Source organism: Salmonella sp. K21076, from assembly GCF_039650795.1.
Classification (GTDB): domain Bacteria; phylum Pseudomonadota; class Gammaproteobacteria; order Enterobacterales; family Enterobacteriaceae; genus Salmonella; species Salmonella enterica.
This window is the reverse complement of sequence record NZ_JBCLYA010000045.1, coordinates 204,239-222,640: the sequence shown is the minus strand read 5'-3', so window position 1 is coordinate 222,640 and position 18,402 is coordinate 204,239. Positions and strand designations below refer to the sequence as shown.

The following is an 18,402-nucleotide window of genomic DNA, read 5'->3' as shown; positions in this document are numbered from 1 at the left end:
GACGCCATGAATTTTGTGACAAAAAGCAAAAACCCCCGCTTTTCAGCGAGGGTTTGAACGTTGGTGGAGCTAAGCGGGATCGAACCGCTGACCTCTTGCATGCCATGCAAGCGCTCTCCCAGCTGAGCTATAGCCCCATAGTGCTTTTACGTATACGCCAAATTTATCGGGAGTAAATTTGGTGGAGCTAAGCGGGATCGAACCGCTGACCTCTTGCATGCCATGCAAGCGCTCTCCCAGCTGAGCTATAGCCCCACTACGTAAAGCTTGTCGAGTTGACGGGCGGCATCATATGAATTCCCTCGGCATGTGTCAACGGCAAAATGAACTTGCCGAATTCAATCGCTGAAAAAGCATTCAAATAAAGGACATTGCGGCACAACTCGCATTCAGTAGTTAAACACGTCACGGTTTCGACTAAAATGGTGCTATAAAATGAACCACTAATTAACCCCACGACTATTCAGGGAATCGTTATGTTCAAGGAACGGATGACGCCAGAAGAACTCGCTAATCTCACCGGTTACAGCCGACAAACCATCAATAAATGGGTACGGAAAGAAGGCTGGGCAACATCGCCCAAACCTGGCGTCCAGGGCGGTAAAGCCCGTCTGGTTCATGTAAACGAACAGGTTCGTGAATATATCCGCAGCGCTGAACGTTCAGTTGACCATCACGCAGACACATTCACGCCTGCCAGCAACGCATCGCTTGAAGCGCTGCTCATGACGCTCGCCAAAGAGATGACCTCATCCGAGCAGAAACAGTTTACCTCTCTCCTCGTGCGTGAAGGGATTACCGGTTTGTTACAACGCTTAGGGATACGCGATAGCAAATAATATGAAAAGATTACGCAGTAAAATGACCACTGAAGAGCTGGCTGAATGCCTCGGCGTGGCCAGACAAACCGTCAATCGCTGGATCAGAGAACAACACTGGAAAACCGAAAAATTTCCCGGCGTCAAAGGCGGACGCGCAAGACTCATCCATATTGATGCCAGCGTGCGGGAGTTTATTCTCAATATTCCGGCTTTTCGCAAACTGCCTGCGTTTTATCAGGCGGAAGAGGCTTTCGCAGAATATGCGAACGCGACGCACAGTCACGCTTATCGACAAATTATTGATGCCGTTGAAAATATGTCTGCTCAGGAACAGGAAAAACTGGCGCTGTTTTTATCGCGGGAAGGTATTCGCGGATTTCTGACGCGTTTAGGTATCAATGAGGCGGACTAACAAATAATAAACGGCAGGCGTCTGCCCTGCCGTTTATTCTGTTTCAGCTGGCGTTACTGCTGACTTTCACGCTCGGCGATAAAGCCCAGCGCTTTGTTGATACGCTCAATGCTGCGGGTTTTACCAATCGCATGTACGGTGACATCCAGCGCAGGCGACTGCCCGGCACCGGTCACAGCCACACGCAGCGGCATCCCTACTTTACCCATCCCCACTTCCAGCTCATCCGCCGTGGCCTGAATCGCGTGGTGGACGTTTTCTGCTGACCAGTCCGTAATCGCCGACAGCTTGTCGCGCACCACTTCCAGCGGCTGACGCGCCACCGGGCGGAGGTGTTTTTTCGCCGCATCGGCGTCAAACTCGCTGAAGTCTTCATAGAAGTAGCGGCAGCTCTGCGCCATCTCTTTCAGAGTCTTGCAGCGTTCGCCCAGCAACTTCACCAGCTCAGCAAGCTGCGGGCCGTTACGGGTGTCGATATTTTCCTGCTCGATATGCCACTGCAAATGCGTCGCCACATATTCCGGCGCCAGCGTATTGATATAGTGGTGGTTCAGCCACAGCAGTTTATCGGTGTTGAACGCGCTCGCAGACTTGCTCACCGCACCGAGGGAGAACAGCTTGATCATCTCTTCGCGGGTGAAGATTTCCTGATCGCCGCTGGACCAGCCCAGACGCACCAGATAGTTCAGCAACGCTTCCGGCAGATAACCGTCATCGCGATACTGCATCACGCTCACCGCACCGTGACGTTTAGACAGCTTTTTACCGTCGTCGCCGTTAATCATCGACACATGCGCGTACATCGGCACCGGCGCGTTTAACGCTTTCAGAATGTTAATCTGGCGCGGAGTATTGTTGATATGGTCTTCGCCACGAATCACATGGGTAATTTCCATATCCCAGTCGTCCACCACCACACAGAAGTTGTAGGTTGGGGAACCGTCGGTACGACGAATGATCAGATCGTCCAGTTCCTGATTGCTGAATTCGATCGGGCCACGGATCTGATCATCAAAAATAACGGAACCGTCCTGCGGGTTGGCAAAGCGCACCACGCATGGCTCATCGTCGGCATGATGTTCGTGGCTGTGACGGCAACGCCCGTCATAACGCGGCTTCTCGCCTTTCGCCATCTGATCTTCACGCAGTTGCTCCAGACGCTCTTTAGAGCAGTAGCATTTATAGGCTGTTCCCGCCTCCAGCATCTCGTCAATCACCGCGTTATAGCGATCAAAACGTTTGGTCTGGAAATATGGGCCTTCGTCCCATTCCAGGTTCAGCCAGTTCATACCATCCATGATGGCTTCAATGGCTTCCGGCGTGGAACGCTCAAGATCGGTGTCTTCAATACGCAGCACGAATTCACCGCCGTGGTGACGTGCGAAAAGCCAGGAATAAAGAGCAGTACGCGCGCCGCCGACGTGCAGATAACCTGTCGGGCTAGGCGCGAAGCGAGTTTTGATTTTCATGAAATGGCCTTACGTTTATAAAGATGCCGACAACCGGCAAATCCTGGAAAGATGAATAGCCTTGTATTCTATCACTGTGGCTTGATTCCTCAATGTTGATCCGGTCAGAACGCTGCGCTTTGCTATTTCCGTATAGAAATCATGCAGTGCGGGGTAATTCACGATCGTTTTGTTTAATTTTACGACGAACAAACAAAAACTTTAGAAAATGCGTTGACTCATTTTCAACTCTCCCTATAATGCGACTCCACACAGCGTGGGTGATTAGCTCAGCTGGGAGAGCACCTCCCTTACAAGGAGGGGGTCGGCGGTTCGATCCCGTCATCACCCACCACTTTCTCGCCAGCTAAATTTCTTATTGTGAAGTACCGAAGTGGGTGATTAGCTCAGCTGGGAGAGCACCTCCCTTACAAGGAGGGGGTCGGCGGTTCGATCCCGTCATCACCCACCACTTCGGGTCGTTAGCTCAGTTGGTAGAGCAGTTGACTTTTAATCAATTGGTCGCAGGTTCGAATCCTGCACGACCCACCAATGTAAAAAAGCGCCCTAAAGGCGCTTTTTTGCTATCTGCGATTTATAAGATTCGAACCTGCCGCAGGTTCGGGTCTTGCCTGATGCGCTGCGCTTATCAGGCCTACAGACGACACCGCCGCGTAGGCCGGATAAGACGTTAGTCGCCATCCGGCACAGACATCATACCGTCAACGCCGCCACCAGTTTCTCCAGTGCTGGCGTTGCCTGCTGCTGGTCATACACAATATACAAATCCGCCGGAATACGTTCCTCTAACGGACGGAACACCACACCCGGCCAGCTCATTTGCGCATAGCCATCAGCCATCAACGTAATCCCGATCCCCATACTGATCATCGCCAACACCGTTTGCGGCTCAACCACTTCCCGAATAATCATTGGCGAGAAACCCGCCTGTTGGCATACACGTTGTAAAAATCCCCAATCAGAATGTACGGAAGGCAACGTAACAAAATATTCATTGCGCAACGCCGACAGCGGCACAGAATCTCTGGATGCCAGATCGTGATCTTCCGGAACTGCAACCATGAATGCAGATTCATGCAAACGTATGCTGGTAAAACCGACTGCTGGTTCGATAGCCATACGCCAGATCCCTGCATCAAGTTCCCGACGCTCTAACAACGCCATTTGCATACCTGGAGACTTTTCGCGAAAAAGTACTTCAACATTGGGATTTGCTTTCAAAAAGTGACGCATCGCAGGACGCATTCTTCCCCACAGCGCCGTACCAACCACACCCAGTTCAATGCGCCCCGCTTCACCGCGACCAATCTGCTCCACTCGCGCCAGCGCCTGATTTGCATTGGCTAACAAGCGACGTGACTCCTCCATTAAAACTTTCCCGGCATGGGTTAATGCAACGCTGCGGGAATGACGAATAAACAGCAATGTACCCAGTTGCTGTTCAAGTTCTTTGATATGGATACTCAAGGGAGGTTGTGACATATTTAACCGGGCAGCAGCCCGGCCAAAATGCAATTCTTCTGCAACAGCGAGGAAATAACGTAATAGCTTTAGATCAATACGATGGGCTCGTTCCATCACTATCGCACTCCAGGAATAAGGGATAACGTCTGGAATTTACCATATTACCTAGTAAAAAATAGATTTAACGACAAGATACCCAATATACATAAATACAATAGATAAAACCCCGGGTAAAACATTTGGTGCAGGAATAGGTATACGGCATAAAGTAAAAAATGCGCCAATACCAAATCCAATACCGGAGGAGAGAATAATTTCTTTCATACTGTGTCCTTGTTCATAAAAATGGACTGGCGAACATCCTCTCGCCAGTCAAATAAAATTAATGTGCTAATGATTTGGTCGACAGTTTTTCTGGATGGTGCTGATATTTAAAGAACAATGCAAAAATAACGGCCAATGCCAGAGCGTAGGCGGCAAAAACCAGCCAGATGGTTTGCCAATCTTTTACGCCATCAATAGAAAAATAATCCACGGCCATACCGCTTAAAAGAGACCCAATCCACGCCCCCACGCCGTTAACCATGGTCATAAACAGCCCCTGCGCGCTGGCGCGAATACTTGAGTCCACCTCCTGCTCTACAAATACTGACCCTGAGATGTTGAAGAAATCAAATGCGCAGCCATAAACAATCATCGACAGCAGCAATAGCACAAAGCCAAACGGGGATGGATCGCCAAAGGCAAAGAAGCCGAAACGCAGCGTCCACGCCAGCATGCTCATCAGCATTACCGTTTTAATACCAAAGCGTTTAAGGAAGAACGGAATGGTGAGGATAAAGCCCACTTCCGCCATCTGCGAAACTGAAAGCAAGATAGAGGGATACTTCACCACAAAACTATCGGCAAACTCAGGATTACGGGCAAAATCATGCAGGAACGGATTACCGAAGACATTGGTAATTTGCAGCACCGCCCCCAACATCATCGCAAACAAAAAGAAGATTGCCATGCGTGGATTTTTAAACAGAACAAAAGCATCCAGTCCGAGCTTACTGACAAGCGTGGTGTTCGCCTTCTTCTCGGCTACCGGAATTTTCGGTAACGTCAGCGCATACAGGGCCAGCAATAACGATGCGCCAGAAGCGATGTATAATTGCGCACTGCTCAGTTCCAGCCCCATCAGGCTCACCGTCCACATCGCAACAATAAAACCTATTGTGCCGAAAACGCGCACGGGCGGAAATGACGTTACCGGATCCTGACCTGCTTTCGCCAGACAGGAGTACGAAACGCTATTGGATAATGCAATCGTTGGCATATACGCCATCGCATTAACCAACATCACCCAGAACATCGTCTGGGGATCGGTAACGGTGGTGGCGTACAATAACGCCCCCGCGCAAACCAGATGGCAAAGCATATAGGCTCGCTCAGCGCGCAGCCATTTATCAGCAATGATCCCCATAATGCCCGGCATGATAATCGCTGCCAGTCCTTTTGAGCTGTAGACCATACCGACATTCGCGCCGGTAAAATCCAGAGTGTTGATCATGTAAGAGCCCAGGGTAACCAGCCAGCTCCCCCAGATAAAATATTGCAAGAACGACATGACTTTTAAGCGGGACGTAATACCCATTTTTTATTCCTTGCCGTGAGATAAAGCCCCAATACGGGGCCGTAGTCATTGTGTTTAGGCCAGCTTACGTAAAAAGCCGCAAATCAGATTGATAAAGTTCTGCCGGGAAAGTTCAGCCGCCGCCAGCGTTTGCGCATGGGAGAGTTTTACATCGCCCAGCCCTTCCGCCAGATTGGTGATCGCTGAGACGGCAACAACTTTGAGGCCACAATGACGTGCGCTAATCACCTCAGGGACAACGGACATTCCGACCACATCGCCGCCAATAATCTGCATCATGCGGATTTCTGCCGCCGTTTCGAAGTTCGGACCCGGATAAGAAACAAATACGCCTTCAGTGAGGGGGAATCCCTTCTCTGCCGCAACGGACTGAAGCATGGCGCGATAATCTGCGTCATAAGCATTAGCCAGCGAGAAGAAGCGATCGCCATAACGATCATCGTTTGGCCCCACCATCGGCGTACCGGGCATCGTATTAATGTGATCGCTAAGCGCAACCAGGCTACCCGGCCCCACTTCCGGACGCAGAGATCCTGCCGCATTGGTGCAGAACAACACTTCACAGCCCAGTAATTTCAACGTGCGAATGGCATCGGTCATCACCGCCATTCCACGCCCTTCATAAAAATGTCCGCGGCCTTTCATACAGGCCACCGGAACACCCGCCAGATGGCCGAGCACCAGTTCACCAGCATGGCCGTGTACGGTGCTGACGGGAAATCCCGGCAATTTCTCGTAAGAAATGGCTACCGCATCTTCGATTTGATCCGCCAGAGCACCCAACCCGGAGCCTAAAATAAACGCGACTCGCGGGGTAAATGCCGGTTTATGTGCATGAATAATATCAATACAATACTCAGGATTATGAGAAAAAAGAGCGTGAGGCATAAGTTTCCTTGTTCTATCGGATTTAATTTGACTCCTTTTTATAACGACCATCGCCCCTTGCTGACCAATACACTTTTCACGTGTCATCAATAGCCATTTAATATCGATAGATTTAGATCGCTTCTGTATTAATACAGAGGGAAAACAGTATTGGTTTTTGCTTGCACTTCATATTAACAATATGCCGCTTTCATATTTATAAATTGCCTCTTTTTAATTAACCCATTAATAATTATCGGCATAGGGAAATATGCTATGAAAAAAATTCTTACTCTGACGCTTTCTTCTTTACTCATTATTCCCGCACTCACCCATGCGGAATTTAAAGGCGGGTTCGCCGATATCGGCCTCCATTACCTCGACTGGACATCAGACACCACGGAAAAAACCAGTAAAAAATCCCATAAAGATGATTTTGGGTACCTGGAACTGGAAGGCGGAGCGAATTTTAGCTGGGGAGAAATGTACGGGTTCTTCGACTGGGAAAATTTTTACAATGGCCGCCACGCTAAACCAAGCAGCGAACAGCGTTACACCTTTAAAAATACCAACCGTATTTATCTGGGCGATACAGGATTAAACCTCTATCTCCATGCCTACGGGACGTACGGTTCACCTCATCGCGCTAATTTCCATGATGACATGTTTCTCTATGGTTTAGGCTATAACTTCACAGGTAACGGTTACTGGTTTAAACCCTTCTTTGCCAAACGTTATACCGATCAGACCTACTACACAGGCGATAATGGTTATGTATTAGGTTGGGTGGCCGGCTATAGCTTCTCGTTGGGTAGTGAGAAATTCAGCGTAACGAACTGGAATGAGTATGAGTTTGACCGCGATGCGTCCTACGCTGCGGGCAATGGCGGGAAAGATGGCATTAATGGCGCAGTAGCGCTGTGGTGGAATGCGACTCCTCACCTGACCGCAGGAGTACAATATCGTTACGCTGATAATAAGTTAGGAGAATCCTTCCTGCAGGATGGCATTATTTATTCCATCAAATACCTGTTTTAACACACTGCCCTGTCAAAAATGGCAGGGCAAGACCGCACCTCACACACGGACAGATAGATATTTATAGCTGATACAGCGGATCTTTCGCCCTCGCGGCGGTTAATTCGCTGGCCTGAGTACGCACCACGTCCCACAACGCCTGCGCCGCCGTGGAGAGCGATCGGTTTTTTCGCCGCGCCAGCATGAGCTGCCTTTCAACTACGGGCGTCAGCCGTTTAACCTGTAAGTGGCTGCCCTGCGGGAGCGGTAACGCCAGCGCGGGCAGCACGCTGATGCCGATTCCCGCTTCCACCATTGGAAACAGCGTGGCCGGGTGACCAATCTCCTGCACGATATCCGCCTCAATAGCAAAATGGGCCAGCGCCGCATCAATCAGCGGTCGACTGCCGGAAGCATAATCCTGTAAGACCAGCGAGGCCTGTTTAAGATCCTGCCAGCTCACCCATTCCTGATGCGCCAGCGGATGATCCTGGCGACACAACAGTAAAAAAGGCTCTGATAAGATGGCTTCACACTGTAAATCCACCGCTGCGCCGGGATCGATAACGATGCCAAAATCCACTTCACCCTGGCGGATGCTCTCCAGCACCCACTGCTGCGGACGATCGTGCAATACAAAATCAATAGCGGGATAAAGTGAATTACTTTGGGCAATGCATTGCGGAATAAGATGCGCAGAAATGGTTTGGCTCGCGGCAACGCGCACGGTGCCGGTTAATTGTGTCCCTACTCTGCCTGCATCGCGCAGTATGCTGTTCAGTTCATCAAGCACCCGCTCCAGACGCGTCGCCAGCTGTTGCCCCGCCTCGGTCAGCACCACCTCACGCGTGGTGCGATCCAACAGTCTGACGCCGGTTTGCCGCTCCAGCTCTTTTACGCTATGACTGACCGCAGACTGGCTCAGTCCAATCCTGTCCCCTGCCCGACTAAAACTTTTGGCCTGGGCGACGGTAATAAAAATCCGCAGTTGACGCAGTGAATAGTTCATCGACTAGATTCATATATAGATGCAATAAATCAATTTTATTTCTCAAAGCGAAAAACGCAAAATAGCTGCACCGACTTTCAGGAGTTTTTATGAAACTTTTTCGTATCCTTGACCCTTTCACGCTGACACTTATCACCGTGGTACTACTGGCCTCTTTTTTCCCGGCGGAAGGTGGCTTTGTGCCTGTCGTTGAAGGCATTACGACAGCGGCTATCGCTCTGCTGTTTTTTATGCATGGCGCGAAGCTTTCGCGTGAAGCGATCATCGCTGGCGGCAGCCACTGGCGGTTGCATCTGTGGGTCATGTGCAGCACTTTTGTGCTCTTTCCTGTCCTCGGCGTGCTGTTTGCCTGGTGGGCGCCTGTCAATGTCGACCCTATGCTCTACAGCGGCTTTCTGTATCTGTGTATTTTGCCCGCCACCGTGCAGTCGGCGATTGCATTTACTTCACTCGCGGGCGGCAACGTCGCGGCCGCGGTGTGCTCAGCGTCTGCGTCCAGCCTGCTGGGCATTTTCCTGTCGCCGCTGCTGGTCGGTCTGGTAATGAATATTCATGGCGCGCAGGGCAGTCTGGAAGAGGTGGGCAAAATTATGCTGCAACTGCTGCTGCCTTTTGTGCTGGGACACCTGTCTCGCCCGTGGATCGGCAATTGGGTCGCGCGCAACAAAAAGTGGATCGCGAAAACGGATCAGACCTCTATTCTGTTGGTGGTCTACTCGGCGTTCAGCGAAGCGGTGGTCAACGGCATCTGGCACAAAGTCGGCTGGGGATCGCTGCTGTTTATCGTCGTGGTCAGCCTCATACTGCTGGCGATCGTCATAGCCATTAACGTCTTTGTCGCCCGTAAATGCGGCTTCAATAAAGCCGACGAAATCACTATTGTCTTCTGCGGTTCGAAAAAAAGCCTGGCCAACGGGATCCCGATGGCCAATATTCTGTTTCCGACGTCAGTGCTGGGTATGATGGTATTACCGCTGATGATCTTCCACCAGATCCAACTGATGGTCTGCGCAGGGCTGGCGCGGCGCTACAAACGCCAGACCGAGAAGTTACAGGCGCAGCAGGAAAGCCGCGCCGCGAAAGCTTAAAGCGGGCGTTTCAGGGGCTGCACCAGTTGCGTCAGCCCCTCGGTTTTAATCAGCAGCGTGATTTGCATCAACTCCCCTAGTTTACCCGCCGGAAATTGATCTTTACGGGCAAACCACAGCAAATACTCTTCCGGAAGGTCGATCAATCGACGTCCCTGATATTTGCCAAAGGGCATCACGGTGTTGGCGATTTCAAGCAGCTGCTCTTTTTCCATCTCAGGCACCCAGTAAGCGGATCATTTCCGCTTCATCAATCACGGTAATACCCAGTTCCTGCGCTTTGGCCAGTTTGGAGCCCGCCGCTTCACCGGCAATCACCAGATCGGTTTTCTTCGATACGCTGCCTGCCACTTTCGCGCCCAGAGCCACTAAACGCGCTTTAGCGTCATCGCGGGACATCTGGCTCAGGCTACCGGTTAGTACCACGGTTTTACCGGCAAACGGGCTATCGATCTCTTGCGCATTAATGACTACCGGCGCGGGCCAGTGAACCCCTTCCGCCAGTAGCTGCCCAATCACGTCACGATTGCTCTCTTCGGCAAAAAAGTTAAAGACGTGCGTAGCGACCACAATCCCCACGTCGGGTACTTTCTGCAACTCGTCAATGGTGGCAGCCTGCAGCGCCTCCAGCGTGCCGAAGTACGCCGCCAGCCCCGCCGCCGTCGCTTCACCCACTTCACGGATGCCCAGCGCATAGAGAAAACGCGCAAAAGTCGTCGCTTTGGCTTTTTCCAGCGCGTTAACAACATTTTGCGCGGACTTTGGCCCCATTCGGTCCAGGCCGGTCAGTTTACCCGCCGTCAGACGGAACAGATCCGCTGGCGTATGGACATACTCCCTTTCCACCAGTTGGTCGATGATCTTATCGCCCATCCCGTCTACATCCATCGCCCGGCGCGACACAAAATGTTTCAGCGACTCTTTACGCTGCGCGCCGCAAATCAGCCCGCCGGTACAACGGGTAACGGCTTCGCCTTCGACGCGCTCTACGTCCGATCCGCACACCGGACAGTGCGTTGGAAACACAATCGGACGCGTCTCTTCAGGGCGTTCGGACAGAACCACGTTGACCACCTGAGGGATCACATCGCCTGCCCGACGGATAACCACCTTATCGCCAATGCGCAAGCCAAGCCGCTCAATTTCATCGGCATTATGCAACGTGGCATTGCTGACCAGCACACCAGCCACCTGAACCGGTTCTAGACGCGCCACCGGCGTAATCGCCCCGGTGCGCCCGACCTGAAACTCAACGTCGCGCACAAAAGTCATCTGCTCCTGAGCAGGAAATTTAAACGCCACCGCCCAGCGCGGCGCGCGGGCCACAAAGCCCAGCTGTTCCTGCAAAGCCAGCGAGTTGACCTTAATCACCACGCCGTCGATATCAAAACCGAGCGTGGGGCGATCTTTTTCGACGTTGTGATAAAAATCCAGTACTGCCTGGGGAGAATCGCACAGCGTCACGCGATCGCTGACCGGTAACCCCCACGCTTTAAATTGCAGCAACCGTCCCAGATGCGTATCCGGCAACTCTCCGCCTTCCAGAATACCGACGCCGTAGCAGAAAAATGTTAGCGGTCGCTTCGCCGTAATACGCGGATCGAGCTGACGCAACGAGCCCGCCGCCGCGTTACGCGGATTAGCAAACACTTTGCCGCCAGTACGGCGCGCGTCTTCATTGATCTTTTCGAACCCGGCCTGCGGTAAAAATACCTCTCCGCGAACTTCAAGACGCGCCGGAATGTTATCGCCGTGCAGCTTTAACGGAATGGCGCGAATCGTGCGCACGTTTGAAGTGATATCTTCACCGGTGGTGCCGTCGCCACGCGTCGCAGCGCTCACCAGCACGCCGTTTTCATACAGAATGCTGACCGCCAGGCCATCCAGTTTTAGCTCGCAGCACCAGATGACATTTTCCGTGCTTTTTAGACGATCCTGCACTCGCTTGTTAAACGCCAGGAAGCTTTCTTCATCAAATACGTTATCGAGCGACAGCATCGGTACTTCATGGCGAATCTGGTTGAATGCCGTCAGCGGCGCCGCGCCAACGCGCTGCGTGGGCGAATCCGGCGTGATAAGGTCCGGACGTTGCGCCTCCAGCTCTCGCAGTTCCCGCATCAGGCGGTCATATTCGGCGTCGAGAATCTCGGGCGCATCCATCACATGATACAGATATTCATGATGGCGAAGCGTGGTTCGCAGTTCTGTCAGTTGTTGTTCGATTGGTTCCATATCACACCATCAATGATAAAAAACCCCCGACAGGCGGGGGTTACGTTAAAAATGTCACACCTGCGTTAACCTCAGGCGTTAGCGTCCATCACCTCGCGGATGCGGTCCTGATATTCGCGCAGTTTCTGCGGCGTCATCATCCGACGCTGGTCATCCAGCACGACGCCACCGACCTCATCAGCGATATGCTGCGCGGATTGCAGCATCAGCTTGAAATTCTGCAGCGCATCGCCGTAAGACGGTACCTGCATAAAGATAGTGACGCCAGGCGTAGTGAAGTCCGTCATTTCAGGATCGAACGTTCCCGGATTGACCATATTCGCGAGACTGAACAAGGCCGGGCCGCTGCCGTCCGGGCTCAAATGACGATGGAAAATATTCATATCGCCAAATTTAAAGCCTGACTGCTGAATACTGTTCAGTAACACTTCACCATTAAGCTCGCTGCCATGATGGGCCGCGACGTTCATAATGATGACCGCCTCTTTACGCTGCGGTTTTTCCACAACCGGCGCTTCTTCCACTACCGGTTCCGCCTCAACCACAGGTTCCGCAGGCTGGAAGGTTTGCGCTGATGGCGGCGGCGCGGGCTGCGCAACAGGCTGCGGCGCTTGCGACGGCGGTGCAGGCTGCTGTTGCGGCGGCTGTACCGGCGGCGCAGATGGCTGAACCTGCTGAGGCTGCGGCGCAGGTTGGACCGGTTGCTGAACCGGCTGTTGCATCGGCGCTTGTGGCTGCGGCGGCGCCGCTGGACGCGGTTGCGCAGACGCATAAGGCGGCTGGTACTGGTGTTGCGGCGACTGACGAGGGGCATCATGCTCCTGCGACTGGCCGGGGGCATGATTTACGCGGTGAACACGAACTTCACCCACGCCTTCGTCTTCTTCGACATCGTCGTCATACGAGTCGTCGTCGCGTTTCGATTTCATGCGTTTTAGTGGACGATCGCGGAACATAGAAGATCGTTCTTTACGGCTGGTCCAGAAACCATGTACCAGTAAAGCGATTATGGCGATCGCGCCAACAATGATTAATATCAGACGCAAATCCTGCATCATTATATTCTCTGTTGTTCTAACACCTTGCCACCACGGCAAACATTTACTCACTAAGAGTATTTGCCGATTACGTCAAGTGCAAGTGTACTGTTGGCTTTCGCAGCATAAAGATGAAGGAAAATGTGCTTTTTGCTGTTTTTTCGAACATTTCCGAACTATCCACCGTCTGATAACCGGGTAAGATATCCCACGTTTACCCAGGGCTTTAAGAAAAAGGAGTATGTCCTGAATATGGTTTCATCATCCACAACCGTACCACGTAGCGGCGTCTATTATTTCTCGCAAGGATGGAAGTTAGTCACCCTACCGGGAATCCGCCGCTTTGTTATTTTACCTTTGCTGGTCAATATTGTGCTGATGGGCGGCGCATTTTGGTGGCTGTTTACCCAGCTTGACGCCTGGATACCTTCGTTGATGAGTCATGTGCCGGACTGGCTGCAATGGCTGAGCTATCTGCTGTGGCCGATTGCGGTTATCTCTGTTCTGTTGGTCTTTGGCTATTTTTTCTCTACCCTCGCCAACTGGATCGCCGCGCCGTTTAACGGCCTTTTAGCCGAACAGCTTGAGGCGCGGTTAACCGGCGCTACGCCGCCAGATACCGGCATACTCGGCATCATGAAAGATGTACCGCGCATTATGAAACGTGAATGGCAAAAGCTGGCGTGGTATCTGCCGCGCGCTATTGTGCTGCTGGTTCTCTATTTTATTCCTGGCATTGGCCAAACCATCGCGCCGGTGCTGTGGTTTTTGTTCAGCGCCTGGATGCTGGCGATCCAGTATTGCGACTACCCGTTTGATAACCACAAAGTGCCGTTTAAAACGATGCGCGCCGCGTTGCGCACGCAGAAGGTGGCGAATATGCAATTTGGCGCGCTCACCAGCCTCTTTACGATGATTCCGGTGCTTAACCTTTTCATTATGCCTGTCGCCGTCTGTGGCGCGACGGCAATGTGGGTTGATTGCTGGCGTGCTAAACACGCGTTATGGAAATAACGTAAAAATGTATAAATAAGAGATGGCTTAGAGCCTATCCCACCAAGCGTTATTGGCGCAGCCAGTTTGGACACGGACAGCGCGCAAAAACCGGAGCGTACACGTAGTACGTGAGGTTTGACTCGCTACGCTCGCCCTTCGGGCCGCCGCAAGCGGCGTTCAAAACGCTAATGCGTTTTGGCGAGCACTGCCCAAGACCAAAATGGCAAGTAAAATAGCCCTAATGGGATAGGCTCTTATGCTGTCTCTTATTCCATACTGATAACCATTATTCCCCATCAGCATATAGATATGCGAAATCCTTACTTCCCCATATCTGGCTGGAAGGTATGCTGGGAAGGTATCCCAATTTCATACAGTTAAGGACAGGCCATGAGTAAGATTTATGAAGATAACTCGCTGACTATCGGTCATACGCCGCTGGTTCGACTGAATCGTATCGGTAATGGACGCATTCTGGCGAAGGTGGAGTCGCGCAACCCGAGCTTCAGCGTCAAGTGCCGTATCGGCGCCAATATGATTTGGGATGCCGAAAAGCGTGGCGTACTGAAACCTGGCGTGGAACTGGTGGAGCCGACCAGCGGCAATACCGGTATTGCGCTGGCGTATGTCGCCGCCGCGCGCGGTTACAAACTCACCCTGACCATGCCGGAAACCATGAGCATTGAACGCCGCAAGCTACTCAAAGCATTAGGCGCGAATCTGGTGCTGACCGAAGGGGCGAAAGGGATGAAAGGCGCTATTCAGAAAGCCGAAGAAATTGTCGCCAGCGATCCGCAAAAATATCTCCTGCTCCAGCAGTTCAGCAACCCTGCCAACCCGGAAATCCATGAAAAAACCACCGGCCCGGAAATCTGGGAAGACACCGATGGTCAGGTGGATGTGTTTATCTCCGGCGTCGGCACTGGCGGTACGTTAACCGGCGTCACGCGTTATATCAAAGGGACGAAGGGTAAAACCGATCTTATCACCGTTGCGGTAGAACCCACTGACTCCCCGGTTATCGCCCAGGCGCTGGCTGGTGAAGAGATCAAACCGGGCCCACATAAAATTCAGGGCATCGGCGCAGGCTTCATCCCGGGCAACCTGGATCTGAAACTGATTGATAAAGTGGTTGGCATCACCAATGAAGAAGCCATTTCTACCGCGCGCCGTCTGATGGAAGAGGAAGGTATTCTGGCGGGAATTTCTTCCGGCGCCGCGGTTGCTGCAGCGCTTAAGCTGCAGGAAGATGAAAGCTTTACCAATAAGAATATTGTGGTTATCCTACCCTCATCAGGTGAGCGTTATCTGAGCACCGCGTTGTTCGCCGATCTCTTTACTGAGAAAGAACTGCAACAGTGATGCCAGCATGTTAAAAACGCGTAAAAAAGCACCTTTTTGGGTGCTTTTTTGTGGCCTGCTTCAAACTTTCACCTCACCTGGCATTGATTCACCCTGCCGGAACTGGTATTTAACCAGACTAATTATTTTGATGCGCGAAATTAATCGTTACAGGAAAAGCGTTAGCTGAATCGATTTTATGATTTGGTTCAACTCTTCCTTTCGCGGCATAATGTTTAATGACGAGCGAAACGTCAGCGGCCATAAGTTGCCAGCAACGGATTGCGTAGAACACCTTTTGTGTCGCGTCCCGTTTACGCCGGCGCTAACAATACAGGCTAAAGTTGAGCCGCCAGGCTAGACTTTAGTTCCACAACACTAAACCTATAAGTTGGGGAAATACAATGTTCCAGCAAGAAGTTACCATTACCGCTCCGAACGGTCTGCACACCCGCCCTGCTGCTCAGTTTGTTAAAGAAGCAAAAGGCTTCACTTCTGAGATTACTGTGACTTCCAACGGCAAAAGCGCCAGCGCGAAAAGCCTGTTTAAACTGCAGACTCTGGGCCTGACTCAAGGCACCGTCGTCACCATCTCCGCAGAAGGTGAAGATGAGCAGAAAGCGGTTGAACATCTGGTCAAACTGATGGCGGAACTCGAGTAAGTTTTTTTCCGGGTTCTTTTAAAAATCAGTCACAAGTAAGGTAGGGTTATGATTTCAGGCATTTTAGCATCCCCGGGTATCGCTTTCGGCAAAGCACTGCTGCTGAAAGAAGACGAAATCGTCATTGACCGGAAAAAAATTTCTGCCGACAAGGTTGATCAGGAAGTTGAACGTTTTCTGAGCGGTCGTGCCAAGGCATCTGCGCAACTGGAAGCGATCAAGACAAAAGCTGGTGAAACGTTCGGTGAAGAAAAAGAAGCCATCTTTGAAGGGCATATTATGCTGCTCGAAGATGAGGAGCTGGAGCAGGAAATCATAGCCCTGATTAAAGATAAGCACATGACGGCTGACGCAGCCGCACATGAAGTTATCGAAGGTCAGGCCACTGCCCTGGAAGAACTGGATGACGAATACCTGAAAGAGCGTGCGGCTGACGTACGTGATATCGGTAAGCGCCTGCTGCGCAACATCCTGGGTCTGGCCATTATCGATCTGAGCGCGATTCAGGAAGAAGTTATCCTGGTTGCCGCTGACCTGACGCCGTCAGAAACCGCACAGCTGAACCTGCAGAAAGTGCTGGGCTTCATCACCGACGCGGGCGGACGCACGTCTCATACCTCCATCATGGCGCGTTCTCTGGAACTGCCAGCGATCGTAGGTACCGGTAGCGTCACCGCTCAGGTGAAAAACGGCGACTATCTGATTCTGGATGCCGTAAACAACCAGGTTTACGTCAACCCGACCAACGATGTTATTGAGCAACTGCGCGCCGTCCAGGAGCAGGTTGCGACCGAGAAAGCGGAACTCGCAAAACTGAAAGATCTGCCGGCAATCACGCTGGATGGACATCAGGTTGAAGTTTGCGCCAACATCGGTACCGTTCGTGACGTTGAAGGCGCTGAGCGTAACGGCGCGGAAGGCGTTGGTCTGTATCGTACTGAATTCCTGTTCATGGATCGCGACGCGCTGCCGACGGAAGAAGAGCAGTTTGCCGCCTATAAAGCGGTCGCTGAAGCGTGCGGCTCGCAGGCGGTTATCGTCCGTACCATGGACATTGGCGGCGACAAAGAGCTGCCATACATGAACTTCCCGAAAGAAGAGAACCCGTTCCTGGGCTGGCGCGCCGTGCGTATCGCCATGGATCGCAAAGAGATCCTGCGTGACCAGGTTCGCGCGATTCTGCGTGCCTCCGCTTTCGGTAAATTGCGCATTATGTTCCCGATGATCATCTCTGTTGAAGAAGTTCGCGCGCTGCGCAAAGAGATTGAAATCTACAAACAGGAACTGCGTGACGAAGGTAAAGCATTTGACGAAAGCATTGAGATTGGCGTGATGGTGGAAACACCGGCTGCGGCGACAATTGCGCGTCATTTAGCCAAAGAAGTTGATTTCTTTAGTATCGGCACCAATGATTTAACGCAGTACACCCTGGCAGTTGACCGTGGTAATGATATGATTTCACACCTTTACCAGCCAATGTCACCGTCCGTACTGAACTTGATCAAGCAAGTTATTGATGCTTCTCATGCAGAAGGTAAATGGACTGGCATGTGTGGTGAGCTTGCAGGCGACGAACGTGCTACACTTCTGTTGCTGGGGATGGGTCTGGACGAATTCTCTATGAGCGCCATTTCTATCCCGCGCATTAAGAAGATTATCCGTAACACGAACTTCGAAGATGCGAAGGTGTTAGCAGAGCAGGCTCTTGCTCAACCGACAACGGACGAGTTAATGACGCTGGTTAACAAGTTCATTGAAGAAAAAACAATCTGCTAATCCACGAGATGCGGCCCAATTTACTGCTTAGGAGAAGATCATGGGTTTGTTCGATAAACTAAAATCTCTGGTTTCTGATGATAAGAAAGACACCGGAACTATTGAGATTGTTGCCCCGCTCTCTGGCGAGATCGTCAACATCGAAGACGTGCCGGATGTAGTTTTTGCTGAAAAAATCGTTGGTGATGGCATCGCTATCAAACCAACCGGTAACAAAATGGTCGCCCCTGTTGACGGTACCATCGGCAAAATCTTTGAAACCAACCATGCGTTCTCTATCGAATCCGATAGCGGCATTGAGCTGTTCGTTCACTTCGGTATCGACACCGTTGAGCTGAAAGGCGAAGGCTTCAAGCGTATTGCTGAAGAAGGTCAGCGCGTGAAAGTTGGCGATCCGGTCATCGAGTTCGATCTGCCGTTGCTGGAAGAAAAAGCCAAGTCTACCCTGACTCCGGTTGTTATCTCCAACATGGATGAAATCAAAGAACTGATCAAACTGTCCGGTAGCGTGACCGTGGGTGAAACTCCGGTTATCCGCATTAAGAAGTAATTCTTGCCGCAGTGAAGAATGG

18 protein-coding genes and 5 tRNA genes are annotated in these 18,402 nt (G+C 51.7%); 12 read left to right on the top strand and 11 right to left on the bottom strand.

Translation table 11 applies throughout. The features are described from left to right. Nucleotides 1-61 precede the first annotated feature (61 nt). Nucleotides 62-137, bottom strand: a tRNA-Ala gene (locus AAYN39_RS13880). Nucleotides 138-179: 42 nt separating this feature from the next. Beyond that, a tRNA-Ala gene (locus AAYN39_RS13875) sits at nucleotides 180-255 on the bottom strand. A gap of 221 nt (nucleotides 256-476) precedes the next feature. On the opposite strand from AAYN39_RS13875, the gene AAYN39_RS13870 reads away from it, so the two are divergent. Next, nucleotides 477-839 carry a YfeC-like transcriptional regulator gene (locus tag AAYN39_RS13870; protein WP_000472034.1) on the top strand — a complete coding sequence of 121 codons (363 nt, stop codon included), beginning with the start codon at nucleotides 477-479 and terminating at the stop codon, nucleotides 837-839. Between the two features lies 1 nt (nucleotide 840). Then, on the top strand, nucleotides 841-1,233 hold the full coding sequence (locus AAYN39_RS13865; RefSeq protein ID WP_000826515.1) for a YfeC-like transcriptional regulator: 393 nt from the start codon (nucleotides 841-843) through the stop codon (nucleotides 1,231-1,233). Between the two features lie 53 nt (nucleotides 1,234-1,286). Here the strand turns inward: AAYN39_RS13865 and gltX are convergent, their stop codons facing one another. Continuing rightward, the gene (gltX, locus tag AAYN39_RS13860; RefSeq protein WP_000695623.1) at nucleotides 1,287-2,702 is read right to left on the bottom strand and encodes a glutamate--tRNA ligase; all 1,416 of its coding nucleotides are present in this window, start codon (nucleotides 2,700-2,702) and stop codon (nucleotides 1,287-1,289) included. A gap of 258 nt (nucleotides 2,703-2,960) precedes the next feature. On the opposite strand from gltX, the gene AAYN39_RS13855 reads away from it, so the two are divergent. The 3 genes from AAYN39_RS13855 to AAYN39_RS13845 all read left to right on the top strand — a co-directional run bounded on the left by AAYN39_RS13855 (nucleotide 2,961) and on the right by AAYN39_RS13845 (nucleotide 3,233). Beyond that, nucleotides 2,961-3,036, top strand: a tRNA-Val gene (locus tag AAYN39_RS13855). 41 nt (nucleotides 3,037-3,077) lie between these two features. Then, nucleotides 3,078-3,153 (top strand) — tRNA-Val (locus tag AAYN39_RS13850). 4 nt (nucleotides 3,154-3,157) lie between these two features. Further along, nucleotides 3,158-3,233 (top strand) — tRNA-Lys (locus tag AAYN39_RS13845). A 162-nt stretch (nucleotides 3,234-3,395) separates the two neighbouring features. Here AAYN39_RS13845 and AAYN39_RS13840 read toward each other — a convergent pair. Genes AAYN39_RS13840 through xapA form a run of 4 tightly spaced genes read right to left on the bottom strand, consistent with a single transcriptional unit; the run spans nucleotide 3,396 to nucleotide 6,693 of the window. Beyond that, a complete protein-coding gene (locus AAYN39_RS13840; RefSeq protein ID WP_000438886.1) occupies nucleotides 3,396-4,280 on the bottom strand; it encodes a LysR family transcriptional regulator in 885 nt (294 codons plus the stop codon). A gap of 51 nt (nucleotides 4,281-4,331) precedes the next feature. Next, nucleotides 4,332-4,490, bottom strand: a complete 159-nt coding sequence (locus AAYN39_RS13835; RefSeq protein WP_000658727.1) for a DUF1427 family protein — start codon at nucleotides 4,488-4,490, stop codon at nucleotides 4,332-4,334. A 58-nt stretch (nucleotides 4,491-4,548) separates the two neighbouring features. Then, nucleotides 4,549-5,805, bottom strand: coding sequence for a nucleoside permease (locus tag AAYN39_RS13830; RefSeq protein ID WP_000513243.1), 1,257 nt, complete (start codon nucleotides 5,803-5,805; stop codon nucleotides 4,549-4,551). Between the two features lie 54 nt (nucleotides 5,806-5,859). Beyond that, complete coding sequence (gene xapA / locus AAYN39_RS13825) at nucleotides 5,860-6,693, bottom strand: xanthosine phosphorylase (protein ID WP_001119752.1); 834 nt, start codon at nucleotides 6,691-6,693, stop codon at nucleotides 5,860-5,862. 255 nt (nucleotides 6,694-6,948) lie between these two features. Here xapA and AAYN39_RS13820 point away from each other — a divergent pair, with 255 nt between their 5' ends. Further along, a complete protein-coding gene (locus AAYN39_RS13820) occupies nucleotides 6,949-7,710 on the top strand; it encodes an outer membrane protein OmpK (RefSeq protein ID WP_000722932.1) in 762 nt (253 codons plus the stop codon). A gap of 61 nt (nucleotides 7,711-7,771) precedes the next feature. Here AAYN39_RS13820 and AAYN39_RS13815 read toward each other — a convergent pair whose 3' ends face one another. Then, a complete protein-coding gene (locus tag AAYN39_RS13815) occupies nucleotides 7,772-8,698 on the bottom strand; it encodes a LysR family transcriptional regulator (RefSeq protein ID WP_001109831.1) in 927 nt (308 codons plus the stop codon). An 89-nt stretch (nucleotides 8,699-8,787) separates the two neighbouring features. Here AAYN39_RS13815 and AAYN39_RS13810 point away from each other — a divergent pair, with 89 nt between their 5' ends. Beyond that, nucleotides 8,788-9,786, top strand: a complete 999-nt coding sequence (locus AAYN39_RS13810) for a bile acid:sodium symporter family protein (RefSeq protein ID WP_000765569.1) — start codon at nucleotides 8,788-8,790, stop codon at nucleotides 9,784-9,786. Here the strand turns inward: AAYN39_RS13810 and AAYN39_RS13805 are convergent. The 3 genes from AAYN39_RS13805 to zipA form a co-directional block, all read right to left on the bottom strand. Next, nucleotides 9,783-10,001 (bottom strand): DUF3820 family protein, encoded by a 219-nt coding sequence (locus tag AAYN39_RS13805; protein WP_001682115.1) that lies wholly within the window; start codon nucleotides 9,999-10,001, stop codon nucleotides 9,783-9,785. The genes AAYN39_RS13810 and AAYN39_RS13805 overlap by 4 nt on opposite strands. 1 nt (nucleotide 10,002) lies before the next feature. After that, entirely contained in the window at nucleotides 10,003-12,018 is a 2,016-nt protein-coding gene (gene ligA / locus AAYN39_RS13800) for an NAD-dependent DNA ligase LigA (RefSeq protein WP_000433257.1), read from the bottom strand. Between the two features lie 71 nt (nucleotides 12,019-12,089). Then, nucleotides 12,090-13,076 (bottom strand): cell division protein ZipA, encoded by a 987-nt coding sequence (zipA, locus tag AAYN39_RS13795; protein ID WP_000983126.1) that lies wholly within the window; start codon nucleotides 13,074-13,076, stop codon nucleotides 12,090-12,092. Nucleotides 13,077-13,307: 231 nt separating this feature from the next. On the opposite strand from zipA, the gene cysZ reads away from it, so the two are divergent. From cysZ to crr, 5 genes are all read left to right on the top strand, one after another. Continuing rightward, on the top strand, nucleotides 13,308-14,069 hold the full coding sequence (gene cysZ, locus AAYN39_RS13790; protein WP_000255008.1) for a sulfate transporter CysZ: 762 nt from the start codon (nucleotides 13,308-13,310) through the stop codon (nucleotides 14,067-14,069). Nucleotides 14,070-14,441: 372 nt separating this feature from the next. Next, entirely contained in the window at nucleotides 14,442-15,413 is a 972-nt protein-coding gene (cysK, locus tag AAYN39_RS13785) for a cysteine synthase A (protein WP_000036904.1), read from the top strand. Between the two features lie 383 nt (nucleotides 15,414-15,796). Then, nucleotides 15,797-16,054: a phosphocarrier protein Hpr gene (gene ptsH / locus AAYN39_RS13780; RefSeq protein WP_000487600.1), complete on the top strand. Its 258-nt coding sequence runs from the start codon at nucleotides 15,797-15,799 to the stop codon at nucleotides 16,052-16,054. Between the two features lie 48 nt (nucleotides 16,055-16,102). After that, a complete protein-coding gene (ptsI, locus tag AAYN39_RS13775; RefSeq protein ID WP_000623114.1) occupies nucleotides 16,103-17,830 on the top strand; it encodes a phosphoenolpyruvate-protein phosphotransferase PtsI in 1,728 nt (575 codons plus the stop codon). Between the two features lie 40 nt (nucleotides 17,831-17,870). Continuing rightward, entirely contained in the window at nucleotides 17,871-18,380 is a 510-nt protein-coding gene (gene crr, locus AAYN39_RS13770) for a PTS glucose transporter subunit IIA (protein WP_000522253.1), read from the top strand. Nucleotides 18,381-18,402: the final 22 nt, after the last annotated feature.

What these genes read in the sequence shown, in the direction of transcription:
- AAYN39_RS13870 (WP_000472034.1), top strand. Translation starts at nt 477, where the DNA reads ATGTTCAAGGAACGGATGACGCCAGAAGAACTCGCTAATCTCACCGGT.
- AAYN39_RS13865 (WP_000826515.1), top strand. Translation starts at nt 841, where the DNA reads ATGAAAAGATTACGCAGTAAAATGACCACTGAAGAGCTGGCTGAATGC.
- gltX (WP_000695623.1), bottom strand. Translation starts at nt 2,702, where the DNA reads ATGAAAATCAAAACTCGCTTCGCGCCTAGCCCGACAGGTTATCTGCAC.
- AAYN39_RS13840 (WP_000438886.1), bottom strand. Translation starts at nt 4,280, where the DNA reads ATGGAACGAGCCCATCGTATTGATCTAAAGCTATTACGTTATTTCCTC.
- AAYN39_RS13835 (WP_000658727.1), bottom strand. Translation starts at nt 4,490, where the DNA reads ATGAAAGAAATTATTCTCTCCTCCGGTATTGGATTTGGTATTGGCGCA.
- AAYN39_RS13830 (WP_000513243.1), bottom strand. Translation starts at nt 5,805, where the DNA reads ATGGGTATTACGTCCCGCTTAAAAGTCATGTCGTTCTTGCAATATTTT.
- xapA (WP_001119752.1), bottom strand. Translation starts at nt 6,693, where the DNA reads ATGCCTCACGCTCTTTTTTCTCATAATCCTGAGTATTGTATTGATATT.
- AAYN39_RS13820 (WP_000722932.1), top strand. Translation starts at nt 6,949, where the DNA reads ATGAAAAAAATTCTTACTCTGACGCTTTCTTCTTTACTCATTATTCCC.
- AAYN39_RS13815 (WP_001109831.1), bottom strand. Translation starts at nt 8,698, where the DNA reads ATGAACTATTCACTGCGTCAACTGCGGATTTTTATTACCGTCGCCCAG.
- AAYN39_RS13810 (WP_000765569.1), top strand. Translation starts at nt 8,788, where the DNA reads ATGAAACTTTTTCGTATCCTTGACCCTTTCACGCTGACACTTATCACC.
- AAYN39_RS13805 (WP_001682115.1), bottom strand. Translation starts at nt 10,001, where the DNA reads ATGGAAAAAGAGCAGCTGCTTGAAATCGCCAACACCGTGATGCCCTTT.
- ligA (WP_000433257.1), bottom strand. Translation starts at nt 12,018, where the DNA reads ATGGAACCAATCGAACAACAACTGACAGAACTGCGAACCACGCTTCGC.
- zipA (WP_000983126.1), bottom strand. Translation starts at nt 13,076, where the DNA reads ATGATGCAGGATTTGCGTCTGATATTAATCATTGTTGGCGCGATCGCC.
- cysZ (WP_000255008.1), top strand. Translation starts at nt 13,308, where the DNA reads ATGGTTTCATCATCCACAACCGTACCACGTAGCGGCGTCTATTATTTC.
- cysK (WP_000036904.1), top strand. Translation starts at nt 14,442, where the DNA reads ATGAGTAAGATTTATGAAGATAACTCGCTGACTATCGGTCATACGCCG.
- ptsH (WP_000487600.1), top strand. Translation starts at nt 15,797, where the DNA reads ATGTTCCAGCAAGAAGTTACCATTACCGCTCCGAACGGTCTGCACACC.
- ptsI (WP_000623114.1), top strand. Translation starts at nt 16,103, where the DNA reads ATGATTTCAGGCATTTTAGCATCCCCGGGTATCGCTTTCGGCAAAGCA.
- crr (WP_000522253.1), top strand. Translation starts at nt 17,871, where the DNA reads ATGGGTTTGTTCGATAAACTAAAATCTCTGGTTTCTGATGATAAGAAA.